At 67.5% G+C, this 25,120-nt stretch carries 30 protein-coding genes and 3 tRNA genes; 15 read left to right on the top strand and 18 right to left on the bottom strand.

Annotation, left to right across the window (positions count from 1 at the left end; translation table 11 throughout):
* Positions 1–124 precede the first annotated feature (124 nt).
* The 7 genes from M8J74_RS04365 to M8J74_RS04395 form a co-directional block, all read right to left on the bottom strand.
* Positions 125–979 carry an SCO4651 family lipoprotein gene (locus tag M8J74_RS04365; RefSeq protein ID WP_249835134.1) on the bottom strand — a complete coding sequence of 285 codons (855 nt, stop codon included), beginning with the start codon at positions 977–979 and terminating at the stop codon, positions 125–127.
* Between the two features lie 124 nt (positions 980–1,103).
* A complete protein-coding gene (locus M8J74_RS04370) occupies positions 1,104–2,042 on the bottom strand; it encodes an SCO4651 family lipoprotein (protein WP_249835135.1) in 939 nt (312 codons plus the stop codon).
* A 192-nt stretch (positions 2,043–2,234) separates the two neighbouring features.
* Positions 2,235–2,960, bottom strand: coding sequence for a 50S ribosomal protein L1 (gene rplA / locus M8J74_RS04375; RefSeq protein WP_058923778.1), 726 nt, complete (start codon positions 2,958–2,960; stop codon positions 2,235–2,237).
* A gap of 83 nt (positions 2,961–3,043) precedes the next feature.
* Positions 3,044–3,478, bottom strand: coding sequence for a 50S ribosomal protein L11 (rplK, locus tag M8J74_RS04380; protein WP_055515278.1), 435 nt, complete (start codon positions 3,476–3,478; stop codon positions 3,044–3,046).
* 169 nt (positions 3,479–3,647) lie between these two features.
* Positions 3,648–4,502 (bottom strand): transcription termination/antitermination protein NusG, encoded by an 855-nt coding sequence (gene nusG / locus M8J74_RS04385; protein ID WP_249835136.1) that lies wholly within the window; start codon positions 4,500–4,502, stop codon positions 3,648–3,650.
* 80 nt (positions 4,503–4,582) lie between these two features.
* Positions 4,583–4,870, bottom strand: a complete 288-nt coding sequence (gene secE / locus M8J74_RS04390; protein WP_058923780.1) for a preprotein translocase subunit SecE — start codon at positions 4,868–4,870, stop codon at positions 4,583–4,585.
* 105 nt (positions 4,871–4,975) lie between these two features.
* Positions 4,976–5,048: transfer RNA gene (locus tag M8J74_RS04395), tRNA-Trp, on the bottom strand.
* 284 nt (positions 5,049–5,332) lie between these two features.
* Between M8J74_RS04395 and M8J74_RS04400 the strand changes: the two genes are divergently transcribed.
* Together M8J74_RS04400 and M8J74_RS04405 are read left to right on the top strand one after the other, a co-directional pair.
* Positions 5,333–6,559, top strand: a complete 1,227-nt coding sequence (locus M8J74_RS04400; protein WP_058923781.1) for a pyridoxal phosphate-dependent aminotransferase — start codon at positions 5,333–5,335, stop codon at positions 6,557–6,559.
* A 150-nt stretch (positions 6,560–6,709) separates the two neighbouring features.
* Positions 6,710–7,741 carry an adenosine deaminase gene (locus M8J74_RS04405; RefSeq protein ID WP_058923782.1) on the top strand — a complete coding sequence of 344 codons (1,032 nt, stop codon included), beginning with the start codon at positions 6,710–6,712 and terminating at the stop codon, positions 7,739–7,741.
* A gap of 18 nt (positions 7,742–7,759) precedes the next feature.
* On the opposite strand, the gene M8J74_RS04410 is transcribed toward M8J74_RS04405, so the two are convergent.
* The 8 genes from M8J74_RS04410 to M8J74_RS04445 all read right to left on the bottom strand — a co-directional run bounded on the left by M8J74_RS04410 (position 7,760) and on the right by M8J74_RS04445 (position 12,907).
* Positions 7,760–8,815 carry a UDP-N-acetylmuramate dehydrogenase gene (locus M8J74_RS04410; RefSeq protein ID WP_249835137.1) on the bottom strand — a complete coding sequence of 352 codons (1,056 nt, stop codon included), beginning with the start codon at positions 8,813–8,815 and terminating at the stop codon, positions 7,760–7,762.
* Positions 8,816–9,227: 412 nt separating this feature from the next.
* A complete protein-coding gene (locus M8J74_RS04415) occupies positions 9,228–10,670 on the bottom strand; it encodes a DHA2 family efflux MFS transporter permease subunit (protein ID WP_249835138.1) in 1,443 nt (480 codons plus the stop codon).
* 112 nt (positions 10,671–10,782) lie between these two features.
* The gene (locus M8J74_RS04420) at positions 10,783–11,352 is read right to left on the bottom strand and encodes a TetR/AcrR family transcriptional regulator (protein WP_249835139.1); all 570 of its coding nucleotides are present in this window, start codon (positions 11,350–11,352) and stop codon (positions 10,783–10,785) included.
* A gap of 116 nt (positions 11,353–11,468) precedes the next feature.
* The gene (locus tag M8J74_RS04425) at positions 11,469–11,897 is read right to left on the bottom strand and encodes a MaoC family dehydratase (protein WP_249835140.1); all 429 of its coding nucleotides are present in this window, start codon (positions 11,895–11,897) and stop codon (positions 11,469–11,471) included.
* A gap of 8 nt (positions 11,898–11,905) precedes the next feature.
* Positions 11,906–12,358: a MaoC family dehydratase N-terminal domain-containing protein gene (locus tag M8J74_RS04430; protein ID WP_249835141.1), complete on the bottom strand. Its 453-nt coding sequence runs from the start codon at positions 12,356–12,358 to the stop codon at positions 11,906–11,908.
* 103 nt (positions 12,359–12,461) lie between these two features.
* Positions 12,462–12,626: a 50S ribosomal protein L33 gene (rpmG, locus tag M8J74_RS04435; protein WP_003948671.1), complete on the bottom strand. Its 165-nt coding sequence runs from the start codon at positions 12,624–12,626 to the stop codon at positions 12,462–12,464.
* 89 nt (positions 12,627–12,715) lie between these two features.
* A tRNA-Met gene (locus M8J74_RS04440) sits at positions 12,716–12,788 on the bottom strand.
* Positions 12,789–12,834: 46 nt separating this feature from the next.
* A tRNA-Thr gene (locus M8J74_RS04445) sits at positions 12,835–12,907 on the bottom strand.
* Between the two features lie 243 nt (positions 12,908–13,150).
* On the opposite strand from M8J74_RS04445, the gene M8J74_RS04450 reads away from it, so the two are divergent.
* Positions 13,151–14,422, top strand: a complete 1,272-nt coding sequence (locus M8J74_RS04450) for an amidohydrolase family protein (RefSeq protein ID WP_249835142.1) — start codon at positions 13,151–13,153, stop codon at positions 14,420–14,422.
* Positions 14,423–14,567: 145 nt separating this feature from the next.
* Positions 14,568–15,224: an NAD(P)H-binding protein gene (locus tag M8J74_RS04455; protein WP_249835143.1), complete on the top strand. Its 657-nt coding sequence runs from the start codon at positions 14,568–14,570 to the stop codon at positions 15,222–15,224.
* A gap of 30 nt (positions 15,225–15,254) precedes the next feature.
* Here the strand turns inward: M8J74_RS04455 and M8J74_RS04460 are convergent, their stop codons facing one another.
* Entirely contained in the window at positions 15,255–15,467 is a 213-nt protein-coding gene (locus M8J74_RS04460) for a hypothetical protein (RefSeq protein ID WP_058923789.1), read from the bottom strand.
* Between the two features lie 235 nt (positions 15,468–15,702).
* Here M8J74_RS04460 and M8J74_RS04465 point away from each other — a divergent pair, with 235 nt between their 5' ends.
* The 5 genes from M8J74_RS04465 (at position 15,703) to M8J74_RS04480 (ending at position 20,409) form a co-directional block, all read left to right on the top strand.
* Positions 15,703–16,245, top strand: coding sequence for an MFS transporter (locus M8J74_RS04465; RefSeq protein ID WP_249835144.1), 543 nt, complete (start codon positions 15,703–15,705; stop codon positions 16,243–16,245).
* Positions 16,246–16,692: 447 nt separating this feature from the next.
* Positions 16,693–17,496: a 5'-methylthioadenosine/S-adenosylhomocysteine nucleosidase family protein gene (locus M8J74_RS04470; RefSeq protein WP_249835145.1), complete on the top strand. Its 804-nt coding sequence runs from the start codon at positions 16,693–16,695 to the stop codon at positions 17,494–17,496.
* Positions 17,493–19,439 carry an NACHT domain-containing protein gene (locus tag M8J74_RS04475; protein WP_249835146.1) on the top strand — a complete coding sequence of 649 codons (1,947 nt, stop codon included), beginning with the start codon at positions 17,493–17,495 and terminating at the stop codon, positions 19,437–19,439. The genes M8J74_RS04470 and M8J74_RS04475 overlap by 4 nt, the downstream gene beginning before the upstream one ends.
* Positions 19,432–19,827, top strand: a complete 396-nt coding sequence (locus M8J74_RS44960) for a cytidine deaminase family protein (protein WP_372500106.1) — start codon at positions 19,432–19,434, stop codon at positions 19,825–19,827. Before M8J74_RS04475 ends, M8J74_RS44960 begins: the two co-directional genes overlap by 8 nt.
* A 48-nt stretch (positions 19,828–19,875) precedes the next feature.
* On the top strand, positions 19,876–20,409 hold the full coding sequence (locus M8J74_RS04480; RefSeq protein ID WP_249835147.1) for a hypothetical protein: 534 nt from the start codon (positions 19,876–19,878) through the stop codon (positions 20,407–20,409).
* Between the two features lie 46 nt (positions 20,410–20,455).
* On the opposite strand, the gene M8J74_RS04485 is transcribed toward M8J74_RS04480, so the two are convergent.
* Both M8J74_RS04485 and M8J74_RS04490 read right to left on the bottom strand, forming a co-directional pair.
* The gene (locus tag M8J74_RS04485; RefSeq protein WP_249835148.1) at positions 20,456–21,127 is read right to left on the bottom strand and encodes a P-loop nucleotide/nucleoside kinase family protein; all 672 of its coding nucleotides are present in this window, start codon (positions 21,125–21,127) and stop codon (positions 20,456–20,458) included.
* Positions 21,124–21,882: a GntR family transcriptional regulator gene (locus M8J74_RS04490; RefSeq protein ID WP_249835149.1), complete on the bottom strand. Its 759-nt coding sequence runs from the start codon at positions 21,880–21,882 to the stop codon at positions 21,124–21,126. The genes M8J74_RS04485 and M8J74_RS04490 overlap by 4 nt, the downstream gene beginning before the upstream one ends.
* An 806-nt stretch (positions 21,883–22,688) precedes the next feature.
* On the opposite strand from M8J74_RS04490, the gene M8J74_RS04495 reads away from it, so the two are divergent.
* Genes M8J74_RS04495 through M8J74_RS04520 form a run of 6 tightly spaced genes read left to right on the top strand, consistent with a single transcriptional unit; the run spans position 22,689 to position 25,110 of the window.
* Entirely contained in the window at positions 22,689–22,952 is a 264-nt protein-coding gene (locus M8J74_RS04495; RefSeq protein WP_249835150.1) for a DUF6284 family protein, read from the top strand.
* The gene (locus tag M8J74_RS04500; RefSeq protein ID WP_249835151.1) at positions 22,949–23,395 is read left to right on the top strand and encodes a Pycsar system effector family protein; all 447 of its coding nucleotides are present in this window, start codon (positions 22,949–22,951) and stop codon (positions 23,393–23,395) included. Before M8J74_RS04495 ends, M8J74_RS04500 begins: the two co-directional genes overlap by 4 nt.
* The gene (locus tag M8J74_RS04505) at positions 23,392–24,258 is read left to right on the top strand and encodes a protein spdB (protein WP_249835152.1); all 867 of its coding nucleotides are present in this window, start codon (positions 23,392–23,394) and stop codon (positions 24,256–24,258) included. The genes M8J74_RS04500 and M8J74_RS04505 overlap by 4 nt, the downstream gene beginning before the upstream one ends.
* A 53-nt stretch (positions 24,259–24,311) precedes the next feature.
* A complete protein-coding gene (locus tag M8J74_RS04510) occupies positions 24,312–24,629 on the top strand; it encodes a hypothetical protein (protein WP_249835153.1) in 318 nt (105 codons plus the stop codon).
* Positions 24,630–24,631: 2 nt separating this feature from the next.
* Complete coding sequence (locus tag M8J74_RS04515) at positions 24,632–24,808, top strand: pRL2-8 (protein WP_249835154.1); 177 nt, start codon at positions 24,632–24,634, stop codon at positions 24,806–24,808.
* A gap of 2 nt (positions 24,809–24,810) precedes the next feature.
* A complete protein-coding gene (locus M8J74_RS04520; protein WP_249835155.1) occupies positions 24,811–25,110 on the top strand; it encodes a hypothetical protein in 300 nt (99 codons plus the stop codon).
* The last annotated feature ends 10 nt before the right edge of the window (positions 25,111–25,120 follow it).

The following is a 25,120-nucleotide window of genomic DNA, read 5'->3' on the forward strand; positions in this document are numbered from 1 at the left end:
CGCAGTTCAGCGGATCCTTCGGCCACCGGGCCCTCTCACGAGCGCACGGCGACGACCAGCGGTCTTTGGCTTCTGTAGGAGAGTACGGGACCCGGTCGCCGTCAGGCAAATCCGCCCGTACGGCTCAGCCCTGGAGGTCCTTCATCATCTCGGCGAGGTCGGCGGTGTCCTTGGCCGGCGGGGCCGCGACCTTCACCGGCTTGTTGAAGTCGAGGAAGGTGATCGTCAGGTCGAGGGGACCCTTGTCGGCGTCTCCGCGCATCCGGAACTGCTTGGTGTGGTCCTGGCCGTCGACCCACATGTCCATGGTGAGCGCGTCCACGCCCATCTTCGTGTACTGGTCGAGGGCCTTCTCCCGCTTCTCCCGGACGGTCTTGCTCTCGCCCTTGAGGGAGGCCTTGATGGCGTCGACGGTGACCGTGCCCCGGTAGTGGGTGGTCTTCACGCCGTCGACGGTCTCGGTGCCGACCTTCTTCACGTCCTTGGAGCCGGTGAGGAAGGTGGAGTCGGCGGCCGGGTTCTGGTCGGCCTGGCCGGCGCCCAGCTGCTGGGTGTTCATCTGCTTGTCGGCGCCGAGCGCGGACATGTCGAACTTGATCCAGCTCTTGCCGTCCATCTCCTTGGCCATGCCGGCGCCGCCGACGTACATGGCCTTGCCGACGACGCGGATCTCGACCGGGCCGTCGGTGGACTGGTCCTGGGCCGTCATCTTCATGCTCATGGCCGGCGGCTTCATGCTCATGGCGGCCTCGCCGGAGATCCGGCCCTCCCCCGGCACCTTGCCGGCCATCCGGTAGTGCATGGACGTGATGTCCTGGGTGTTCTTCGCGGCCTTGGCGACGGCCGCCGCGGGCGTCATCGCCGGCGACTGCCCGGAGCCGCCCTTCTGACAGCCGACGGCACCCGCGGCGAGCAGCAGCGCCACGAGCCCCGCCCCCGTCGCCCCACGGCGCACTGAACCACGTACGGAAGTCTTCATCGGTCCCCCCACGGAACGCATGGCTGATACACAGACTGTCGGCGATCGTAACCCCAAGGGACCGTAAAGCGCCCCTGAATTCCCAGGGGCCCCAGAAACCACAGGGCGCTCGCGAGAAGGCCGTTCAGGAGCTGCTGCCGGAGCCCGTCGCGGTGTCGCCGCTGCCCGGGGTCAGGCCCTGGTTCTTCAGCAGGTCCTTGAAGTCCTCGGTGTCGCCGGCCGGCGGCTCGGGCGCGGAGACCTTCACGCCGTAGTCGCTGTAGTACGCGATCTGGGCGTACTCACCGGTGGCCATGGTGCCCTTCTCCACGGCCTTGACCAGCAGGTTCTTGTCGTTGAGCCAGATGTCCACGGTCTCGGTGCCGACGCCGGCCTGGGTGAGCTGCTTCTTGAGACCGGCGAGCTGGCCGGCGCTCAGGTCGGAGTTCTTACGGGCCAGGTCGGCGACGTCGACGGTGCCCGCGTAGTGCGTGGTGTCCACCCCGCGCACCCGCTCGGTGCCGACCTTCTTCACGTCCCCCGAGGCCAGCAGGAGCTTCACCGACTGGTTCGGGGTCGTGTTCTGCATCTGGTCCTGGAGATAGGCGCCGGAGCTGCCGCCCAGCCGGGCGAGGTCCTTGTAGCCGTAGCGGATCCAGTGCTTGCCGCCCGCCCGCCGGGCGAACTGCTCCCCCATACGCGCGTAGTAGGCGTCGGGGCGATAGCGGGCCTGCATGGACGTCGTGCCCAGCTGCCGCATGGTCGCGGCCATCGTGCCGCCGGTGTACGTGATGACGAGGTTGCCGGTCAGACCCTCGTGCCAGCCGAGGGCGCCGTCGGCCTTCATGGACATCACCGAGCCCATGGTGGTCGTGGACTCGACCCGGGCGGAGTCGGCGCCGTCGGTGGACTTCTCGGCGCTGCGCAGGGCCGCGACCGGGCTGAGGTGCGTGGCACTCCCGCCGGACGTCCCCGCGCCCCTGCCCGAACCGCCGGAGCCCGAGGAATCGCAGGCGGCCGCCCCCGACAGCACGGTCACCACCGTGATCGAACAGGCCACGCGGCGCACGGTCGTGCTCTTCATACGTCCCCCACCCCAATGCGATTGCCGTGCCCGCACGCTAACGCAGCGCACTGACATCCGTACGGAAAGCCCGGACGGAGTGCTCCACGGAACATCCGGACACAGAAAAGACGGGCCCCGCAACCCGGAGGTTGCGGGGCCCGCCCTCGTTTCGACGCGTCCCGGACGCGGCTACCGCGGTGAGCGCTCGGCTCAGACGGCGGCCGGGTCCTCCTCGACGAGGAGGTTGCGGGTGCGGTTCGGGTCGACCGGGATGCCGGGGCCCATCGTGGTGCTGATGGCGGCCTTCTTGATGTAGCGACCCTTGGCGGCGGACGGCTTCAGACGGGTGATCTCGTCCAGCGCCGCGGCGTAGTTCTCCACCAGCTTGTCGTCCTCGAAGGACGTCTTGCCGATGATGAAGTGCAGGTTCGAGTGCTTGTCGACGCGGAACTCGATCTTGCCGCCCTTGATGTCGGTCACGGCCTTCGCCACGTCCGGGGTCACGGTGCCGGTCTTGGGGTTCGGCATGAGACCACGGGGACCGAGCACGCGGCCGAGGCGGCCGACCTTGCCCATGAGGTCCGGGGTGGCGACGACGGCGTCGAAGTCCAGGCGGCCCTTCGAGACCTCGTCGATCAGCTCGTCGGAGCCGACGATGTCGGCGCCCGCGGCCTCCGCGGCCGCAGCACGGTCACCGGTCGCGAAGACCAGGACCCGGGCAGTCTTGCCGGTGCCGTGCGGCAGGTTCACGGTGCCACGGACCATCTGGTCGGCCTTGCGCGGGTCGACACCCAGGCGGAAGGCGACCTCGACGGTGCCGTCGAACTTGGTCGTGGAGGTCTCCTTGGCGAGACGGACGGCCTCGAGCGGGGCGTACAGCTTCTCCCGGTCGATCTTCTCGTCCGCAGCGCGAAGGGCCTTGCTGCGCTTGCTCACTACTTCTCCTGAGGTTTTTAGGAGTCGTGGTACGGGCCGAGCAGGCCCTGCCACTTCTGCTTGATGTACGGGGGAGGTGGGGCTCAGCCCTCGACCGTGATGCCCATGGAACGGGCGGTGCCGGCGATGATCTTCGACGCGGCGTCCAGGTCGTTGGCGTTCAGGTCGGGAAGCTTGGTCTGGGCGATCTCGCGGACCTGCGCCTCGGTGATCTTGGCGACCTTGGTCTTGTGCGGCTCGCCGGAGCCCTTCTCCACGCCCGCGGCCTTGAGGATCATCTTGGCGGCCGGCGGCGTCTTGGTGATGAAGGTGAAGGAGCGGTCCTCGTAGACCGTGATCTCCACCGGGATCACCCAGCCACGCTGCGACTCGGTCGCGGCGTTGTACGCCTTGCAGAACTCCATGATGTTGACGCCGTGCTGGCCCAGCGCGGGGCCGACCGGCGGAGCCGGGTTCGCCGCACCGGCGTTGATCTGGAGCTTGATGAGCCCCGTGACCTTCTTCTTCTTGGGAGGCATAGCTCTCCGCGTCCTTTCGGTTCGGGTCCTGCCTGCACGCGGGGACCACCCGAACGCAGGCATACCGCACAACGATAACGGGTATAGATGCGCGGCCAAAAACCGAGCAGGTCAGGAAGGCTGAGGACAGCCCGCCTGACCTGCTCGGAAGTTCTTTTTCCGGAAGAAGCTAGTTCTTCTGGATCTGGTCGAAGCTCAGCTCGACCGGGGTCTCGCGGCCGAAGATCTCCACCAGGCCCTTGACCTTCTTCGAGTCCGGGTTGATCTCGTTGATCGTCGCCTGCAGCGTGGCGAACGGGCCGTCGGTGACGGTGACCGAGTCGCCCACCTCGAAGTCCAGCACCTGGACCTCGACCTTGCGCTGCGGAGCCGGCTTGCCCTCGGCCTCGGCGGCCTCGCGGGCGGCCTTCTCCTCGGCCTCCGGGGCGAGCATCTTGACGATCTCGTCCAGCGTCAGCGGGTACGGGTCGTAGGCGTTGCCCACGAAGCCGGTGACACCCGGGGTGTTGCGGACGACGCCCCAGGACTCGTTCGTCAGGTCCATGCGGACCAGGACGTAACCCGGGAGCTTGTTCTGCTTGATCGTCTTGCGGTCGCCGTTCTTGATCTGGACGACCTCTTCCTGCGGCACCTCGGCCTGGAAGATGTAGTCCTCGACGTTCAGCGAGACGGCGCGCTGCTCCAGGTTGGTCTTCACGCGGTTCTCGTAACCGGCGTAGGTGTGGATGACGTACCACTCGCCGGGCAGGGTGCGCAGTTCCTCGCGCAGGGCGGCGACGGGGTCGACCGGCTCCGCGGGCTCCGGCTCCTCCTCGGCGGCGGCCTCTTCCTCGGAGCCTTCCTCGGCCTCGGCGGCGTCCTCGTCCACGACGTGGACGGCGTCCTCCTCGGCGGCCTCGCCGGCCTCTGCGTCCGCAGCCTCGAACTCGTCCAGGTCGTCGTCCGCGCCCTCGACGATGTCGAGCTCGTCGTCCACGGACTCGTCCGGCTCGATGGCGTCGTCGTTCAGGTTCGTGTCAGACACGGTGGCTGCTTCTTCCTGGATACATAGGGGTGGAACATGCGAAAGGGGCGCCGGTAACCACGGCGCCCTTCGCTCTCGACTCAGCCGAAGACGTACTTGGCCGCGTGGTTGAGCCCATAGTCAATCACGGTCACCAGGGCGATCATGATGGCGACGAAGAAGATCACCACGGTGGTGTACGAGGTCAGCTGGTTACGCGTCGGCCAGACGACCTTGCGGAGCTCGGCGATGACCTGGCGGTAGAAAAGGGCAAGCCGCTTCAGCGGACCCTTCTTGGCCCGCTTGCCGCCCTTCCGGGCCTTCTTCTTGGTCTCCTGAGCCTCGTCCTGGGCATCAGGCGTGTCGATGGAGCCCACGGCGTCCGCCATTCGTCCTCACCTGTTCCCGGGTCGTGGCCGTGCCGCGCCCGGTCTGAGCCGCACGGCGGTGCATTGCTGTACGTACATGCGCACACCTGGCGAAGGTGTGTGTAGCAGGGCCGGAGGGACTTGAACCCCCAACCGCCGGTTTTGGAGACCGGTGCTCTACCAATTGAGCTACGACCCTTTGGTGTGTCCCCCAACGTACCGCATCCGACCGGGTGCTCGGTGTGCACCGTCTGCGGTGCGGCTGCTGAAGGCCAACGAGGTGAGAGTGTACGTGCTTCGGAGCCCTCCGTCGAACAGAAAGCCCGCGTAGGGGGCTTGGCGGCGGAGGATCGTCACGAAACCCGAGGAAGATCACCCAGGCCATGGCCCGATTCCGGACGGGTGTTCAGTGGCCGACCCCTTCGATGTTCAGTCTGTGAAACCCGCGTGCCCGGCATGTTTCCGGTCTGGAACGATGGGCCCATGAGCCCTGCAACCCCTCCCACCGAGCGCCGGGTCTCCGCCCGAGTCGGCGCGATCTCCGAGTCCGCCACTCTCGCCGTGGACGCCAAGGCCAAGGCCCTAAAGGCAGCCGGGCGTCCGGTGATCGGCTTCGGCGCCGGTGAGCCCGACTTCCCGACCCCGGACTACATCGTCGAGGCGGCCGTCGAGGCCTGCAAGAACCCCAAGTACCACCGGTACACGCCGGCCGGCGGCCTGCCCGAGCTGAAGTCCGCGATCGCCGCGAAGACGCTGCGCGACTCCGGCTGGGAGCCCGACGTCTCGCAGATCCTCGTCACCAACGGCGGCAAGCAGGCCATCTACGAGGCCTTCGCCGCGATCCTCGACCCGGGCGACGAGGTCATCGTCCCCGCGCCCTACTGGACGACGTACCCGGAGTCGATCCGTCTCGCCGGCGGCGTCCCGGTGGAGGTCGTCGCGGACGAGACGACCGGCTACCGCGTCAGCGTGGAGCAGCTGGAGGCCGCCCGCACGGAGAAGACGAAGGTCGTCCTCTTCGTCTCGCCGTCCAACCCCACCGGCGCGGTGTACTCCGAGGCCGAGACCGAGGCGATCGGCCGCTGGGCCGTCGAGCACGGCCTGTGGGTGCTGACCGACGAGATCTACGAACACCTCGTCTACGGCGACGCGGTCTCCGTGTCCCTGCCGGCGCTGCTGCCCGAGCTGCGCGACAAGTGCATCGTGGTCAACGGTGTCGCGAAGACCTATGCGATGACGGGCTGGCGCGTGGGCTGGGTCATCGGCCCGAAGGACGTCGTCAAGGCCGCCACCAACCTGCAGTCGCACGCCACGTCGAACGTGTCCAACGTCGCGCAGGTGGCGGCGCTCGCCGCCGTCTCCGGTGACCTGGAGGCCGTCGCGACGATGCGCGAGGCCTTCGACCGGCGCCGCAAGACGATCGTGCGGATGCTCAACGAGATCGACGGCGTCGTCTGCCCCGAGCCCGAGGGCGCGTTCTACGCCTACCCCTCCGTGAAGGCCCTGCTCGGCAAGGAGATCCGCGGCAAGCGGCCGCAGGACACCGTCGAGCTCGCCGCGCTCATCCTGGAGGAGGCCGAGGTCGCGGTCGTACCCGGCGAGGCGTTCGGCACGCCCGGGTACCTGCGGCTGTCGTACGCGCTGGGCGACGAGGACCTCGTCGAGGGTGTCTCGCGGATCCAGAAGCTGCTGGCGGAGGCCCGGGACTGACGTCCGCGCGGCATCGGCGACTGCTGAGCGACGACTGAGCAACGGCTGAGCGGGCTCCCTCGTGCGAGGGGGTCCGCTTTTTCGTGCGAGCAAGACCACTAACGTGGATTCCGCTACCGGGACGGCGGGCGCGTACGGCAGGATCCTGGGATGGAGCGTGTACGTGATGTCTCTGAGCTGCCGAAGGCCCATCTGCACCTGCACTTCACCGGGTCCATGCGGCCGGGGACCGTCCTGGAACTGGCCGACAAGCACGGCGTGCGGCTGCCCGAAGCCCTGACCGAGGCGCTGACCAGCGGGGAGCCGCCGAGGCTGCGGGCCACGGACGAGCGGGGCTGGTTCCGCTTCCAGCGGTTGTACGACGCCGCCCGGTCCTGTCTGCGCGAGCCAGAGGACATCCAGCGGCTGGTGCGCGAGGCCGCCGAGGAGGACGTCCGGGACGGGTCGGGGTGGCTGGAGATCCAGGTCGATCCGACCTCCTACGCCCCTCGGCTGGGCGGGTTGATCCCCGCGCTGGAGATCATCCTCGACGCGGTCGAGACCACGTCGAGGGAGACGGGGCTCGGGATGCGGGTTCTCGTCGCCGCGAACCGGATGAAGCATCCGCTGGACGCCCGGACGCTGGCCCGGCTCGCCGTGCGGTACGCGGACCGAGGTGTCGTGGGCTTCGGACTGTCGAACGACGAACGGCGGGGCATGGCGCGTGACTTCGACCGGGCCTTCCACATCGCCCGCGAGGGCGGCCTGCTGTCCGCCCCGCACGGCGGGGAGCTGACCGGGCCGTCGTCCGTGCGGGACTGCCTCGACGACCTGCACGCCGACCGGCTGGGGCACGGGGTGCGCGCCGCCGAGGACCCGCGGCTGCTGAAGCGGCTCGCGGACCGGGGCGTGACCTGCGAGGTGTGCCCGGCCTCGAACGTCGCGCTGGGTGTGTACGAGAAGCCCGAGGACGTGCCGCTGCGGACCCTGTACGACGCCGGCGTGCCGATGGCCCTGGGCGCCGACGATCCGCTGCTGTTCGGGTCCCGGCTCGCCGCGCAGTACGAGATCGCTCGGCGCCACCACGGTTTCAGTGATGAGGAGCTGGCGGAGCTGGCCCGGCAGTCGGTGCGGGGGTCGGCGGCGCCGGAGGACGTGAAGGCGAAGCTGCTGGCGGGTGTGGAGGACTGGCTGGCCCTGTAGGGCTGCGGGGCTTGGCTGTTACAGGCTCACGCCGACCGTCACCGGTTCGTTGACCAGCGTGATGCCGAAGGTCTCGTGGACACCTGCCACGACCTCGCGAGCCAGGGCGAGGAGGTCCTCCGTGGTGGCTTCGCCCCTGTTGGTGAGGGCGAGGGTGTGCTTGGTGGAGATGCGGGCGGGGCCGGTGCCGTAGCCCTTGGCGAAGCCCGCCTTGTCGATCAGCCAGGCCGCCGAGGTCTTGGTGTGGCCCTCGCCCGCCGGGTAGGCGGGGGGTTCGGCGTCTTGGCCGAGGTGCTCCTTCACGCGTGCGCGGAAGGCTTCGAAGTCCGTGTGCGTGAGGATCGGGTTGGTGAAGAAGGAGCCCGCCGACCAGGTGTCGTGGTCCTCGGGGTCCAGGACCATGCCCTTGCCCGCGCGGAGCTTGAGGACCGTCTCGCGGGCGGCGGACAGGGGGACGCGGTCGCCGGGCTCGACGCCGAGGGCGCGGGCCGTCTCGGCGTACTTGATGGGACCGGAGAGGCCGTTCGCGTCCTCGAGGTCGTAGCGGACGCGGAGGACGACGTAGCGGTCGGGGTCTGCCTTGAAGCGGCTGTGGCGGTAGGAGAAGGCGCAGTCGGCGTTCGGCAGGGTGACCGTCCGGTGGGTCGTGCGGTCGTACGCGACGACTTCGGTGATCGTCGAGGAGACTTCCTGGCCGTAGGCGCCCACGTTCTGGATGGGGGTCGCGCCGGCGGAGCCGGGGATGCCGGCGAGGCATTCGATGCCGGCGAGGCCGGCGTCGACCGTGCGGGCGACCGCGTCGGTCCACACCTCGCCCGCGGCCAGTTCCAGGCGGGTGCCGTCGAGGGTGAAACCCTTGGTGGCGACGACCAGGGCGGTGCCGGGGAAGCCCCTGTCGCCGATGACCAGGTTCGAGCCGCCGCCGATCAGCAGGAGCGGGGTGCCGGTGTCGTCGGCCTCGCGGACCGCCGCGATGACCTCCGCGTCGGTGGTGGCGGTGATCAGGCGGGCGGCGGGGCCGCCCAGGCGGAAGGTGGTCAGCGGGGCGAGGGGGGCGTCGTGTCGTTCCTGCACGGGCTCAAGGGTAGGGCCTTCGGCTTCGGCCCTTGCGCGGGGTTCGGGTGGGGTGCGGGGGTGTGGTGGGGGGTGTCCGGCCTCGGACGGGCGGTCCCGTCGGCCGAGAGGAGCTGTGCGTTGACGCCCGTCACTGCGGGCGGACACCCCCCACCACACCCCCTCCCCGCCGTACGCGTCTGCGGCCCGGTACAAATCCACCAACAGAGGCTGGAACGGCTGCAGCGCCTCAGCTTGTGCCGGGCGGGCCCCGGGGAGGGCAGCCGCTCCTCAGCCGCGGGCAGTCGTGCCGCTTGGGCGGCACGGGTGGGCGCGGCGGTGCCTCTTGGTGCGGGCCGCGTGGAGCCCACCCGCTGGGGTACGGGGAAATGGCCCCGCCTTTGAGGGTGGGGCCGTTTCCCGGGGGCTGGGGTCAGCCTGCGATGGGGTCCAGGGTCGGGGCCGGGTCCTCCGCCGGGGCGGCCTGCGTCGGGTGGGCTGCGCGGTGCCTGGGGATCAGCAGAGCCGCGGCACCCGCGACCGCGACCACCGCCGCGCCGGTGACCAGGGCCGGCTGGAGGCCGTCGACGAAGGTCTGGGCGGAGTCGTAGCCGCCCTGGGACGAGAAGATCGAGGACATGATCGCGATGCCCAGTGCGCCGCCCACCTCGCGCAGCGCGTTGTTGGCGCCGGAGGCGATGCCCTGCTCCGTGCCGCGGACGCTGGACATGACCAGGTTGGCGGCCGGAGCGAAGAACAGGCCCATGCCGATGCCGCTGATGATCAGCGCGGGGAGCTGGGCGGCGTAGGAGACGCCTGGGTCGACCACCGCGGCCATCCAGCCGAGGCCCGCCGCCTGGAAGAAGAGACCCGCGGCGACCACGGGGCGGCCCCCTATGCGGTCGGACAGGATGCCGGCCACCGGGGCGACGAGCATCGGCATGCCGGTCCAGGGGAGCATCCGCAGGCCCGCCTCGGTGGGCGAGTAGCCGAGGACGCCCTGCATGAACTGGCTGAGCAGGAAGATCGAGCCGAACATGCCGAGGAACATCAGCAGGCTCGCCGCGTTGATGCCGGAGAAGGCCCGGGAGCGGAACAACCGCATCGGCAGCATGGGGTTCTTGGCGCGCAGGCTGTAGAGGACGAAGGCGGTGAGGAGCGCGGCGCCCGCGAACAGGCCGGTGAGGACGAGAGGTGCCGTCCAGCCGTCGGCGGGGCCGCGGACGAGGCCGTAGACGATCCCGAACAGGCCCGTGCTGGCCAGGAGGGTGCCGGGGATGTCCAGCGGGGCACCGGTGCCGTACGACTCGGCCAGGCGGAGGCGGGCGAGGGGCAGTAGGGCGATGCCCAGGGGGACGTTCAGCCAGAAGATCCAGTGCCAGGAGACGTGTTCGGTGAGGCTGCCGCCGATCAGCGGGCCGGAGGCCACGGCCAGGCCGTTGACCGCGCCCCAGATGCCGTACGCCATCCCCCGCTTGGCGGCGGGGACGGCCGCGGTGAGGAGGGTGAGGGTGAGGGGCATCATGATCGCCGCGCCGACTCCCTGGACCGCCCGGGCGGCGATCAGGCCGTTGATGCCGGTCGACATGGCCGCGGCGGCGGAGGCACCGGTGAAGATCGTGAGGCCGGTGAGGAAGAGGCGGCGCCGGCCGAAGCGGTCGCCGAGTGCCGCGCCGAACATGAGCAGGACGGCGAAGGTCAGGGTGTAGGCGCTGACCGTCCATTCCAGGTCGTCCAGGGCTCCGCCCAGATCCTTGCGGATGGAGGGCAGGGCCGTGGTGACCACGAGGTTGTCGAGGGCCGCCATGAATCCGGCGACGCTGGTGATGACGAGGGCCCAGACGGTTCCCCCGCGACGTGCGGTCTGCTCTGACATCGCTCCCCCAGAGGGTCGACGGATGAGATTCAGTGAGTGATTAGTTATTGATGACTAACTTTTGCGGACAGAGAAATCCGCTGTGACGGGCGGGCGTTCGCCCCCTGTCCTTCTACTTCTCCAGCCGGCCCCTGAGGCGCGCTTCCGGGTACAGCCCTTCCCAGATCCTGTGCCCGGGCGGGAAGCCCATCGACACGAGGCAGTTGATGAGCATCCCGTACGCCATGAAAGTCGTCGTCTCGTCGGTGTCGGCGCCCAGCGACAGGTGGACCGTGTCCCACAGGCGCATCCAGCCCGCCCGCACCTGCTCGCCGAGCTCGGGTTCACCGGCCTGTTCGGCGGCGGCGACGGCCACATACATCTGCATCTGCATCAGCAGCCGCTCGGGCTCCTCGGCGATGACCTTGGTGTAGGCGTTCGCCATGGCACGCAGGGCCTCCTCGCCCTCCAGGCCCTCGGCGGCCTCCTGGAAGGTGCGGATCGTGTCCTCCAGGCAGCGCTGGGACGCCGCGAGGAAGATCGCCTTCTTGCCCGGGAAGAGGCGGAAGAGATACGGCTGCGAGACACCCACGCGCTTGGCGATCGCCTCGGTGGAGGTGCCGTAGTAGCCGCCGCGGGCGAACTCGGCCGTCGCCGCGCGGATGACGCTCTCGCGCCTCTCTTCTGCGCTCATCCTGACCATGCGAGAAAGTTAGTACTCAATCACTAACTGCGTCAAGGGAGGCGAGGAGGATGGGTTGAGTAAGGGGCGCCTCGTGATGGAGGGCGCCCCTTACCTCGTCGCCACGCGCGCGTGGCTCACGCCAGGCGGACGACCGCCCGCGACATGCCCAGGACCTTCTGGCCGGCGCTGGTCGCCGTGAGGTCCACGCGGACCGTGTTGTCGTCGAGCTTGGCGGCGACCTTGGCGGCGACCTCGATCACCGCGCCCTGGTCGTCGTTCGGGACGACGACGGGCTTGGTGAAGCGGACGCCGTACTCGACGACCGCCCCCGGGTCGCCGGTCCAGTCGGTGACCACCCGGATCGCCTCGGCCATGGTGAACATGCCGTGCGCGATGACGTCCGGGAGGCCCACCTCCTTGGCGAACTTCTCGTTCCAGTGGATGGGGTTGAAGTCCCCGGAGGCGCCCGCGTACTGGACGAGCGTGGCGCGGGTCACGGGGAAGGTCTGGGCGGGCAGTTCGGTGCCGACCTCGACGTCGTCGTATGCGATCTTCGCCGTCATGTTCTTCCTCACGCCTCCTCTGCCGCGCGGGCGACGAGCTTCGTCCAGGCGGTGACGACGTGTTCGCCCGCCTCGTCGTGAACCTCGCCGCGGATGTCCAGGATGTCGTTGCCCGCCATGGACTTGATCGCCTCGATGGTGGAGGTGACGGTCAGCCGGTCACCGGCCCGCACCGGGCGGGCGTAGGAGAACTTCTGGTCGCCGTGCACGACCCGGCTGTAGTCCAGGCCGAGCTGCGGGTCCTGGACGACCTGTCCCGCCGCCTTGAAGGTGATGGCGAACACAAAGGTCGGCGGGGCGACGACGTCGGGGTGACCGAGCGCCTTGGCGGCCTCCGGGTCCGTGTACGCGGGGTTGGTGTCCCCCACCGCCTCCGCGAACTCACGGATCTTCTCCCGGCCCACCTCGTAGGGGGCGGTGGGCGGGTACGTCCGCCCCACGAAGGACTGGTCGAGCGCCATGGCTCGGCACCTCCTGGTGTCGATGACTTACGTTCACTGCGCCGGCTCAAACGACGCGAGGCCGCCCCCTTGTGGTGGGGGCGGCCTCGTGTACGAGCCTGATTTATCGCGTTTCGCGGTGCGCGGTGTGCGCGTTGCAACGCGGGCAGTGCTTCTTCATCTCAAGACGGTCCGGGTTGTTACGCCGGTTCTTCTTGGTGATGTAGTTCCGCTCCTTGCACTCCACGCAGGCCAGCGTGATCTTCGGGCGGACGTCGGTGGCAGCCACGTGAGTGCTCCTTGACGAACGGATGGGATGGTTTAACGCATAGAAGAGTAGCCGATCGAAGGACCGACCCCGCAATCGGCTACTGTCAGTAGCGGTGACCGGACTTGAACCGGTGACACAGCGATTATGAGCCGCTTGCTCTACCGACTGAGCTACACCGCTGTGATGTGATCCGTTCCCGCCTCGCGACGGGAACCTCTCACACCAGAGCCCCAATACGGAATCGAACCGTAGACCTTCTCCTTACCATGGAGACGCTCTGCCGACTGAGCTATTGGGGCGAGCGATGAAGACATTACACGGTCCGCCGCCGTTCACCCAAATCCGTTTCGCGGCCCCCGTCCCGGTCTCGTCGGCGGGCCGCCGGCGGTCTTCCTGCGGCCTCCCCACCAGCCCCTGAGGTCGCCCCCCGCACGGATGACCACACCGGTACGACTATTGCGCTCCTCCCCGCCGACGACGGATCACCACCCTAGGCTCGACTCACTCTGCGTGATCTTGTGTCCCCTTGTCCCAGGAGCGCGATGCCCGACAGCCAGCCGCAGCCGCCCCACTCGTCACCCTCCGGCTCTTCGGGCTCCTCCGGTCCGGGCGATCCCGCCGCTCTCCTGCTCTGCGGGGCGCGGCTGACCGACGGCCGGACCGTGGACGTACGGCTGGGCGGCGGGCGCATCGAGGCGGTCGGCACGGCGGGAAGCCTGGCGGTGGGCGGCACGCGCGCGTGCGGGGCGCGGGTGGACCTGAGCGGCTATCTGCTCCTGCCGGCCCCGGCCGAGCCGCACGCCCACGGCGACACCGCGCTCTCGGCCGACGGCGACGGCCCCGCCTCCTACGACCCCCAGGACGTCCAGCGACGCGCCACGGAGGCGGCACTGCTGCAACTCGGGCACGGAGCGACGGCGTTGCGGGCACACGTGCGCGTGGGCGACGTGCAGGGGCTCGGCGCGCTGGCCGCCGTACTGCGGGCACGGCGTTCGCTGCGCGGACTGACCGAGCTGACGGCCGTGGCGATGCCGAGGGTGCTGACCGGGGTCGCCGGCGCGGACGGGCTCGCCGTGCTGCGCGACGCGGTCAAGATGGGCGCGTCGGTGGTGGGCGGGTCCCCGGACCTGGACCCCGATCCGACCGGCTACGTGGAAGCCGTCCTGGAGATCGCCTCCGAGTACGGCTGTCCCGTCGACCTGCACACCGACGCCGACGACCCGGCCCGCCTCGCGCGCCTCGCCGCGATGGCCGGCGGGCTGCGCCCCGGCGTGACCCTCGGCCCGTGCGGAGGGCTGGGACGGATGCCCGCCGAGGCGGCCCGGCGCACCGCCGACCAGCTCGCGGCGGCCGGGGTCACCGTGGTGTGCGTGCCGCAGGGCGGCTGCTCCGGCACCGACCGGCGCGGCACGGCCCCGGTACGGCTGCTGCGCGCGGCCGGCGTGCGGGTCGCCGCGGGCAGCGGTGCGCTGCGGGACCTGTCCAACCCCGTGGGACGCGGTGACCCCCTGGAGGCGGCCTACCTGCTCGCCTCCCGCTACGGGCTGCGTCCCGAGGATGCCTACGACGCCGTGAGCGCGTCGGCCCGCGCGGTCCTGGGGCTGCCCGAGGTCCGGGTCGAGGCGGGCTTCCCGGCCGAGTTGCTCGCGGTGCGCGGCGACCGGCTGTCGGGGGCGCTGTCGCTGGCGCACAGCCGGATCGTGGTGCACCGGGGGCGGGTGGTGGCCCGGACGAGCGCGGTACGGGAGTACTGCAACTCCGCCGCCGCGGCCGAGTTGGGGCTGCCTCGGCAGGGGCGGGGCGAGGTGTCGTAGGACGGGTGGCTGCGCGGCGGTGGCGAGGAGTTGCAGAGGGGGGTGCCTGCGGGTGAGGTGTCTTACATAGACGGCAGGCGCACGCTCTTGTGGCGTGGCAGAAGTCGTGCGGCGGATGCGGTCAGCCGGGCGTACGGTCGGAAGCATGCGCATTGTCATCGCTGGTGGTCATGGTCAGATCGCGCTGCGGCTGGAACGGCTGCTCGCCGCGCGCGGGGACGAGGTCGCGGGGATCATCCGCCGCGCCGAGCAGGGCGACGATCTGCGGGAGGCAGGGGCCGAACCGATCGTCCTGGATCTGGAGTCGGCCTCGGTCGAGGAGGTCGCGGAGCAGCTGCGCGGGGCGGACGCGGCCGTGTTCGCGGCGGGCGCCGGCGCGGGCAGCGGTACCGCGCGCAAGGACTCGGTGGACAAGGCGGCGGCGATCCTGTTCGCGGACGCGGCGGTCCGTGCGGGCGTACGCCGGTATGTGGTCGTTTCGTCGATGGGCGCCGACCCCGCGCACGAGGGCGACGACGTGTTCGACGTGTACCTGCGGGCGAAGGGCGAGGCCGACCGGTACATCCAGGGTCTGGACGCACTGGACTGGACGATCCTGCGCCCCGGGATGCTCACGAACGACGCCGGCACGGGTCTTGTACGGCTGGAGGCGCACACCGGCCGCGCCGCGATCCCCCGCGACGATGTGGCCGCCGTGCTCGCCGAGTTGGTGGACTCCGCCGCGACCGCCGGCCTGACGCTCGAACTGGTCGGCGGGTCGACGCCGGTGTCGGTCGCGGTGAAGTCGGTGGCGGGGAACTGAGGTTGGGCGCGCCGCCGGCCTGACCGGCGGTCAGAAGAGGGGCAGTTGGCCCGGCATTTCGGGGACGACGTAGCCGTCCAGCGCGGGTTGGGCGGCGTCGGCCTCGGCCTGGCGGCGGGAGCCGGGGCAGGAGACCAGGGCACCGTGCTCGCGGGCGCCGGGCGGGTCGTGCCGTGCGAAGCGGCCGGCGACGACGGCGATCTCACGACGGCATTCGGGGCAGCGTCTGCGGCGAGTGGACATGGGATCAGTCTCCCCCGCGCGGTGACGAATCCGGCCTACCGGCACAGGTGCGCGCCGTCCGCCGGCCGTCGTCGGCCGGTGCGGGGGCGAGGAGAGCGCGTGCGGGGTCCGGCGAATGGTCGGGTGAATGTGGAGCGACCATGGCGCCCCGTTTCGCGGTCAATACGGTTCGTTGTGCGGGGTATTCGGGATACGTCAGCGGCAACCCCCCGTCGAATACGAGGAGATACGCGCCGTGAGCGCCCTGAAGCGCCGGCTCGACCGCAGTCTGACCGCACAGGCCGTCCTGGCCTTCCTCCTGGCCCTGGCCATCACCGCCCTGTTCTCCCGCCCGGACGAGCATCCGGTGTCCTGGGTGCTGCGCAGCGCGCTCTATACGGGTATCGGCGTCGCGTTCACGGCCGTACAGCGCCGCAGGATCGGCCGCGCGACCGGCACCGATTCGCGCAGGCTCGCCGACCTCGAGCGCAAGATCCGGGACCGCGAGGTGCCCAGCGATCCCGCGGAACGGGCGATCATGCGCCGACTGGTCGCCGAGCACCTGCGGCGGATGGACCGCGCGGGAAGGTGGCTGCCGTACTGGCTGGGGCTGATGACCCTCATCGCGGTCGGAGTGCTCGTCCTCGGCGCCGCCACCGGCTCGCTCTCCCTCCCGATGTTCTGCGCCGTCCTCCTGATCGGCATCGCCTGGTGGACCCTCTGGACGCGCCGCCGTTCCATGGACCGCTGCCGCCACATGCAGTCGGCCCTGCGGGAGCAGGACGAACGGGTGCCGTAACACGAAAAGACCCCCTCCGCGCTGCGTTTCCACAGTTCGGAGGGGGTCTCTTTCTCAGCGTGGCGGCGCCAGGATTCGAACCTGGGAAGGCTGAGCCGGCAGATTTACAGCGGGCTGGCTCAGCAGGCTCTGACCAGCCCACATGGCCGCAGCAGCTCCTGCCGGGGGCCATCTGGGGGAATCAGTCCCCTACAGAGCACCGTCGAGAGCCGCGCTCCGGTGGGCATCTCGGTCTGCACCGACCACGACAGTACAGCCCCCGGGCTCGCCCTCAAGGTGTTGCCAGCACCCTGCTCTCACAGAGAGACACGACCTGTACGGAGACCTCCCTGCCACGTAGTCACCGAAGTAACATCTGCGACTACGGCGCGAGAGCGTTAACCGTGTTGGGGTTGACACCAGGGGGACACGATGCCGCTTACCGGTGGGCGACTTGGCCATGCCCGCGTGGCAGTGCTGACAGCCGTGCAAGAGGAGAGCGAAGCCTTCAGAGAGGTCGGGGGCCTAACGCAGCGCCTACGGGGGAAACCTTATTACGTCGCTGAGGGCAGCGATGCCAAGTACCCGAACGTCGTCCACCGAGAGATCGATCGAAACAACATCCAGTCAGGCGAGAAGGTCAGAGATGTAATCGAGCACTGGCAACCGGAACTCCTCGTGCTTTGCGGTATCGCTGGCGGCATCAATGGGCGCGCCGACGTTTCAGTCGGCGACGTAATCATTCCTCCATATATCCACTACTGCTCCTTCGCTAAACTGAGCAGCCAAGGAGCGCGCCGACGATACATTCCTTTCGATTATCCCTCCATTAATCTGCATCAGGATTATGTGGCCCCGCTAAGAGATGACCACTCGTGGCTCACAGATACGCTAAGGAGCGAGCTCCCCGAAGGCTGCCAACCCAAGGTTCACGTTGAAAGCCTCGTGGCTGGAGATAAGATCTACGGCGACCCCGATTCAGAAGAGCAACAGCGAATCGTGCAGGAATATGATGAAGCTGTAGCCATCGATATGGAGTCTGTGGGGCTCTGTCGCGGGGTAGCCGCTTCTAGAAACAATCCACAATACAATCCACGCCTACTCATCGTGCGAAGCGTGTCAGATATAATCGATGATCCGCAGAACGATGAGAGTCGAAAGCTCTGGCGACCATACGCCTGCGCGATCGCAAGCCACTTCACGTGGCGAGTTGTAACAGATATCGTCGAAATGGAACCAGATCCACGGCGCACTCCGGAGGTTGCGGCATGACCGCCACCAGGGAAGAAGAAGCAACTTGGGCTCGCATGAAACACCATGCCCTCGACTTCTTCGCAAGAATCAGCCGTGGACGCACTCCTTTCAGCCTGACCATCGCACTTCCCCATTCATACGATCAGCTCATCTCCGGTCAATGGGATGAAGTGGCACAAGAAGATGAGCTTGCGCGACTGGCAATTGAGTCTGGTCGAGTTCTGCTCTCTGCGGAAGCTGGCAGCGGTAAGACGCACCTCCTTGCCCGAGCTGGCGCCTCGGCGGCCGCCAGCACCGAAAACGTGATTCCGATCTGGATTCCGTTGAGAGATCTCCCCTCGGCAATCAGAAGCACGGAGCCTGAGTCTTTCGTTCAGGCTCTAATCGGCTTGAGTCGCCCATCATTGAAGCCGGTGCTGACCAGCTCGTCGGAAGTTCCAATGCTATTGCTGCTTGCTGACGGCCTAAACGAGATTCCGAGAGAGCTGTCACAACCCGCACTTGACGCGCTAGACGAGCTAGCCAGAAGGTTCCCCTTCATCAGCGTCATCGTCAGTGAGCGTTTGGTCAGACGGCAAGTACCGCTCGACCGTTGGACGCTTGCAACCGTACTACCCCTTTCCAAAGATCAAGTCGAAGGTTTCTGGAGTACAACCCAAGAAGATAGTAGGCCGTCGGAAGCGGCTCTTGAGTTGTTCAGAAACCCATTTTTCCTCGACAAGGCAACGACTTTTCATCTAACTGATGGAAGCGCTGCCAAAATGATTGAGTCGTACTTTTCGAAGATGGCTCAAGTGAAGGCTGCGGGGCTTAACACTCTAAGTGAGGTCTGTTACGCGTCATATTCCCGCGAAAGAGGAATGCTGATCCCGCTTTCAGACTTTAAGAGCCGAGTAGAAAAACCGCTCTTTCAAGCGCTCGAAGATAACGATCTGATTCGCACAAGCGATACCTTTGTCTGGTTCGCGCATCACCTATTTCATGACTTTCTTGCGTCTCGCCACCTAGTCCAACACAGGGGCACATGGGGACCTGGGGCATTTGATGTCGTCACCACGGGTGCCGCTTCCTTTGATTCTCTACGTCTTGCCGTGGATCAAATTCACGATCCAGCGGTTGCGGACGAGTTCGTGCGATTGGTGTACGATTGGAATTACTTTGGCGCTGCATACTCTCTCGTGCCTGGACGCGTTACGCGCGAAATGCAGGTAGAACTTTTGGCCATGCTTGCCGACAAGCGCTGGGATCCTGTCGCGGCCACTGTTCAGGCGGCTACTGATGCACTCAGGCTAAACGGGTCAGACACTGCTAGGAAAATGCTGACCGCATCAAGCAGAGCGGAACTTTTCCGAGTGGTTGAGGAGGTACCTTCATCCAACCCATCCTTTATCCGCTGGCGAACCATCTTCACATTTGAAGATGGTGAATACGTCGGCGCCGATATAGTCGAAAGCCTAGCTTCCGACGACCCTATCGAGGCTTGGACGCTTGCCAACGTACTCCGGAGGTGCAGGCTTACGGCCGACGGAAGGAAAAGGCTTCTGGCTATAGCTCGACATGATTCGCCCGTGACTCGCTGGCGGGTTGTTCATGTGTTGGGACTCCATCCGAGCCCAGAAACCGCAGCAGTGGTCGAGTCTTTAGTCAACGATCCCGATAAATGGGTGAGGTACGGGGCCGTACGCGCACTGATTGAAGTTGCGGCGAATACCGATGATGCTTCCCTGAGAACCAATATCGTCGCATGGCTAGGGGAACAACTAGCAGCAGAAAATCTCGATGCGAAGATGTTGCAGGAGTTGGCCAGAGTCCTTGATGTTCGGCCGCAACCTCTAAACTGGCCGCAGGCCGTAGCTCCGCTCGTGCAACAGCTGGCCAGCACATCCCGCAATTCGTTCCAACAAGATAGGTGGAATACGCTAATGGCAAGCATTTCAACTGGCGGGGGCTCAAGTGATTGAGCTGACACCGGAGCAACGACAGTCCTTGTCTCTTGCATCCTGGGACGCGCGATCTCACGCCAGAGTTCACGGTCCCACGCCTGTTGGTTGTGCCGCTTTGGCGGATGATGGGCGCATCTTCCAAGGCTGCAACGTCGAGCACAGGTTCAGGTCCCACGACATTCACGCGGAGACCAACGCTATTTCGTCCCTCGTTGCTGCGGGCGCGGGAAGATTGGTAGCTGTCCTAATCGCTGCCGAGCGAGAAAGATTCACGCCCTGCGGAAGTTGCATGGATTGGATTTTCGAGATCGGGGGGGATGATTGCTGGGTCATCAGCGAGAGGCGGCCGGGAGAAGTAAACCACGAGCTTCGCGCAAGTGACCTGATGCCCTACTACCCGCATTGATTAGGTAGAGATGAGGGCCCGCAATCCACTACAAAGAGTGAGCAACGAATGACCTACGAAATCCTCAAAGTTGAGTATGAAAGACTCAAAGAGGAGCAGGTGCGTCGCATCGGCTTTCGAGATAATCTGATCTACGTAGCTCTAGCCACGGCCGGCGCCATTTTTGCCTTCTATTTTGGTGGAGCCGGGCGCGCGTACACGTTGCTCATTCCTCCCTTCGCTATCTCCGTCTTGGGATGGACTTATCTCGTCAACGACGAGAAAATCTCCTCCATTGGTAGGTATATCCGCGAGAAGCTGCTACCTGCACTGAATGGCCATGGGTTTACCGGTGACGCAGTCTTGGGGTGGGAGAGCTACCACCGCTCAGACGTTGATCGCGTATGGAGGAAGAAAGTACAGATCGTGGTCGACATCGCTGCTTTTTGCGTCCCGTCAGCGGTTGCCTTGGCTATCTTCTTCGGAAAGGAATCTCCCAGTGTTGCTGGATGGGTCTTGGGAGCCCTGGAGAGTCTGACAGTAATCCTGCTGATCGGCGCTTTTGTTCGCTTTGCCGACTATTCGCGTGACGGCTCTACCTGAGTCAGCATTTTATAGCAATTGATGTCAGCTCCAGCACCGAGGAAATTCATTCACTGTCCAGTGCCGCGATCACGTCCGCCGGACTGCCGTGGTAAGTGATGTGCGGCTCGGCCGCCCCGGGAGGGACGAAGCGGGTCCGGTAGCGCTGAAGGTCACTCTCGGAAAAGTAGATCGAATTCGGATCGTCGGCGTGGAACTTGTTGCGCTTGTTGACCCTTGACCAGAGTTCGTCATGGCTCGCTTCGAGGTATACCAGCAGCGGAGTGGCGCCAGCGTCGGTCGCAATGGTGCGCCACCGGGCGCGATCGTCCGGTGTCCAGAAGCCATGGTCAACCACGGCGTCACGTCCTGACTGAAGCAGTTCGCGCAACTCAACCGCGACTTCCTCCAGGACCGGTCGCTCAAGGGTGGGGAAAGTACCCCGCGGGAAGTCCACGCCGTACACGCCGTGCCGGCGGTACATTTCCTCGTCCGGGCACAGGCGTACGAACCCGCGATCGGTGAGGACTCGGGACAGCGTGGTCTTGCCGGAGCCAGGAAGCCCGGCCATGAGGACACAGAACGGCGCACGTGCGGTCATTGGTCTCGTGAGGGTCTGGGAGATCGCGGAGATTTCCACTTCGGCTTCGGGCGTGAGCGTGCCGATACGGCGGGCGGTAAGTAGAGCGTCCATCCGATCTTCAAGCACGCTCAAGAGCGTGTCATCCACGGTCGTCACGGGGAAACCTCCGATTCCGTCCGCCATGTGCGACCAGGCCCACCGAGGTCAACGCCGTATTCCACAACGTTGTTCTCAATGTCGATGAACTTCGCGGTCATCACGACAACGGGTTCCGTCGGCGGGTTCTCCGGGTCCAACTCCAAGCGCTCGGTGTCTTCCGTTGTGAGCAGGCGCGCTGACGCAGTGTCGATCCGATGACTGATCGGGAGGCCGGTCGCTTCGGCGATGAGCTGGAGTGAGGTGCCCCCTGTCAATCGCTCGCTGTTCGCCAACTGCGGGATCAGCTTGCCGTATCGAGCCGGGATCCAAGACGTGCTGTGCGCCACGATGCCGTGCCGGTCCCGGTACACCCGGCTCCGGCGAATCACGTCGGATCGCGGCTCGATGCCGAGAGCCTGCGCCACCTCCAGAGGCGCAGGGACCACATCGGCCTTGTGCGAGTCGGACCGCTCACCGGACCCCCAACTTGATCCGGTGCGGCGGCCCCGGTCCTGACGCTGAGATCCCGACGACATCGGGCCCGGCTGGTCTAGGACTTCCGTTCCGATCCCGTGGATGCCCCGAACCATGCCTTCGTTGCGCAGCTTGCGCAACGCCTTCTCAGCCGTGGCCGTGCTCACGCTCCACTCTTCCGACAGGTTCTTGATGCTCGGCAAGAGCGTTCCCGGCGGTAGCTGGCCGGACGTGATCAGCTCCGCGTAGTGGGCGGCAATCTTCGCGTACGGCGCCCGGTTGTCGGCCTGACCGGCCATTTCGCCTGCTCCTTCGTCTTGGTTCCCTGAGGTTCCCTAGCTTACCGCTTGACACCGCAGGGAACCCTAGGGAACCTTAGGGATGTGCCCGCCGGTCGAAACGTCGACCGAGGGCCACCGTGTCCCGGTATGTCCGCATTAAACGCGGGCGCACCGCCTCGGAGCTGCACCAACGCCCGGAGGAAAGCCCCACAGGGGCGAGTACGAAGACAGCGTCAGTTGGTTGAGAATTCAATAGGGATTCAAGTTCGACGGGGTGTGAGTCCCCGTCCCCGTTGCGGCCCGGGTGATGGCCGACGGCGGCCACTTCGTGGCGGGTGAACCTGTCCCGCCCTGCGTGCCAGCTCTGGAGAACAGTCCTCGGGATCATCCTTTCCTTTCGGGAGGTCAACCCGTTGCCTGCCACCTGGTGCGCGCCGCCCTGCTGGCGTCAGAGCAGTGACGATGACGCGCCCGATGTTCCCGGCTCGGGGCCGGTCCGCTGGGGCAACGGCGTACCGGTGGAAGCCGTATCCCTGCTACTCGCGGGAGGTCGGCATGGGCCGACGACATACCTGAGGTGCCGCCGTAACGGACTGACCGACGGCACCTGAACGACTCCCCGGTCCGTCTCTTCCTGGCCTCGCGGCGGTTTCTGTCGCGGCCGGTTGTCTCCCCCGCCCGTCCGACCAGCGCCCCGTGCGTGGTGGTCGTACGGGCGGGGCGCGGGGAGCCGGAATGACCGACTCCAACGGCGCGCGGCTCCCGGGGTGCCACCCGGGAGCCGCTGTTCGGGCCGTTCCCCTGCTGAAAGGAAGCACGACCCAATGGACCACATCGTCACTGTTCAGGACGTTGTTACCGCGTTCGCCGACTTCATGGAGCCGACGGACGCTGAGCTGGACGCCATCGAGCTGGAGTCTCCGCTGATCCTGGCGGAGGTCGACCTGCTCGACGCGCACATCGTCACCCTCGACCGCACTCCGAACGAGCTGGACGCCCGGCGCGTCCGCCGGGCCCGCAACCGGGTGCTGGTCGAACGGCGCGCGCTGGCCAACCGCGCTTTCGGCGTGAGCGGGGGTGCCGCGTGAGCACCCGCGAGCAGCACCTGACGGCCGCGCACGCTGAGGTGAAGGCGGAGATCGCGCGGACCGACAACAAGACGGCGCTGTTGCTGGCGTTCGTCGGCGCGGTGCTGGCCGGCGGCTGGACGCTCGCCCGCGCCCTGCCCCTGAACCCGCCCGCCTGTGCGGTCGGCGGGTTCGGCATGACGCTGCTGGTCATCGCGGCCGGACTGCTGCTGCGGTCGGTGCGGCCGAACCTGTCGGGGCGGCACGGGTTCCCGCTGTGGGCCACCCTCGCCCCCGAGCAGATCACCGACGCCCTCTCCCGCGACCTCGCGGCCGACATCGCCGGTCTGTCCCGGCTCGCGGTCGTCAAGTTCACGGGCCTGCGCCGCGCGGTCGACCTCACCCTTGCCGGCGGCGCCCTGCTCATCCTCGCCGCCGCGCTCGCGCTGGGAGGTGCGGCATGAACACCAAGTCCACCAAGACCGTGCTGCCCGCCGTCGCGATGACGGCCGTGTCGATGGTGCTCACCCTCGCCGTGGTCATGATGTGGCTCGGTACGGCCGTGCCGTGGCCGGTCGCGCTGGTCGTCGGTCTGGGCATCGACGGGGGTTGGCTGGCCACCCTCGCCTACGAACGGCGCCTGGCCGCCCAGGGCGACCACAACCGCATCGTGACCGCCGTCGGCTGGTCGTTCGGCCTCATCGCTTCCGGCGTCCTGGTCGCTCACGCCCTGACCGCTGAGCAGTCGGCGGGGGCGTGGCTGGCCGTTTCCTGGCTGCCGATCGCCGCCAAGGCCCTGTGGCTCGTGCACAGCCTGTGGGAGCGCACCGCGCTGACCACCCTCGCTCTGGACGCGATCTGGGGCATCCAGCAGGAAGCCCGCGACGAAGCCGCCGTGGCCCGTGCCCGCCTGCGGGCCGAAGCCACCACCGAGGAAACCCGACTGGCCGCCGTGACGGCCGCCGGGGCACGCGTCGCACGCGTCCAGGCCAAGACCGCCAAGACCCTCGCGGGTGCCTGGTCGACGCTGGAGAGCGCGCGGCAGGGCGAGGGCACGGGCAGGACGCTGACCAGCGTGACGAGCCCCGTCACGCCCGGCGTCACGCCCCGCTGGGAGCTGCCCGTGTGGGGGCCGGTCGAGCCGGTCGCCGCGCTGGAAGGTCCCGCGCTCAGCGATGCCGAGCTGGACACGCTGGTCGACGAGATCCGCCACAGCCAGGTGCCCGCGCTGTCGTACCGCGAGATGGCCACCCGCTTCCGCGCGTCCGGACACTCCGCTTCCGAGGTGCGCCTGAGGGCGGCCTGGAAGCGCGTGACGGCGGCCTGATGCCCGCCCCCGCACGTGTCGTCCCCGCCATCCCGACCCTTGGAGTGCCTGACATGGGCAAGCCCGACACCCGTCGCCTGGACAAGGAAATCCGGCTGACGGAACGCAAGTTGGAAGCCGTCAGCAACGGCGAGATGTGGCCCCTGACCAGCCAGGAACGCCGTCAGGTGCTCCGGGGCCTGGTCGGCGGTTCCTACCGGGTGGCGCGGGGCAAGAGCGCCGCCCGCGCCGAACAGCAGATGGACTCCGTCTCGGAGTCCGCCCAGATCCGGCTGATCGCCGAACTAACCGCGCTCAAGACCGAGCGGCAGCGCATCGTCAACGAGGCCGCCAAGGAGAAGGCCGCCAAGAAGTCCTCGGGGTGGTGGTGACCATGGCCGCACGCAAGACGCCTCCTGGCCAGTGCCGGCAGTGCTGGCAGCACGCCTACGACCGGAGCATCCACCGCAGGCTCAAGCCTCGCGAGGACTGCAAGCCGTGCCTGGACCACATGCACAACGGCTGCCCCCCGGACCAGATCGTGCCCAAGAAGAAGGCGAGTTGGTGGTGAGCATGAACCAGCGTTGTCGCGCCGCGCACGCGGAAGACCCCACGCCGTGTGTCGGCCCGGTTGTGGTGACCGTGCTGGACGCGGCCTGCAACGGCGCCCACGGGTGCGAGCACCATGGCGCCCGGCTGCTGGCCTCCCTCGCCTCCGGCCGCGTCTACGCCCTCCCGGACGCGCCGTCCGGTGTCGCGCTCCGGGTGTTTAGGGCCGCCGCTGGTCTGCGCCCGTTCTGCTGGGTCGACGGCCCGCGCACCGAGCCGTCCCAGCTCAGCGACATCGAGAACCAGGCCCGTCAGGGCCGCTGATCTGCCCCGG

This window comes from Streptomyces panaciradicis (genome assembly GCF_023516615.1).
In the GTDB taxonomy this organism is placed as follows: Bacteria; Actinomycetota; Actinomycetes; order Streptomycetales; family Streptomycetaceae; genus Streptomyces; species Streptomyces panaciradicis.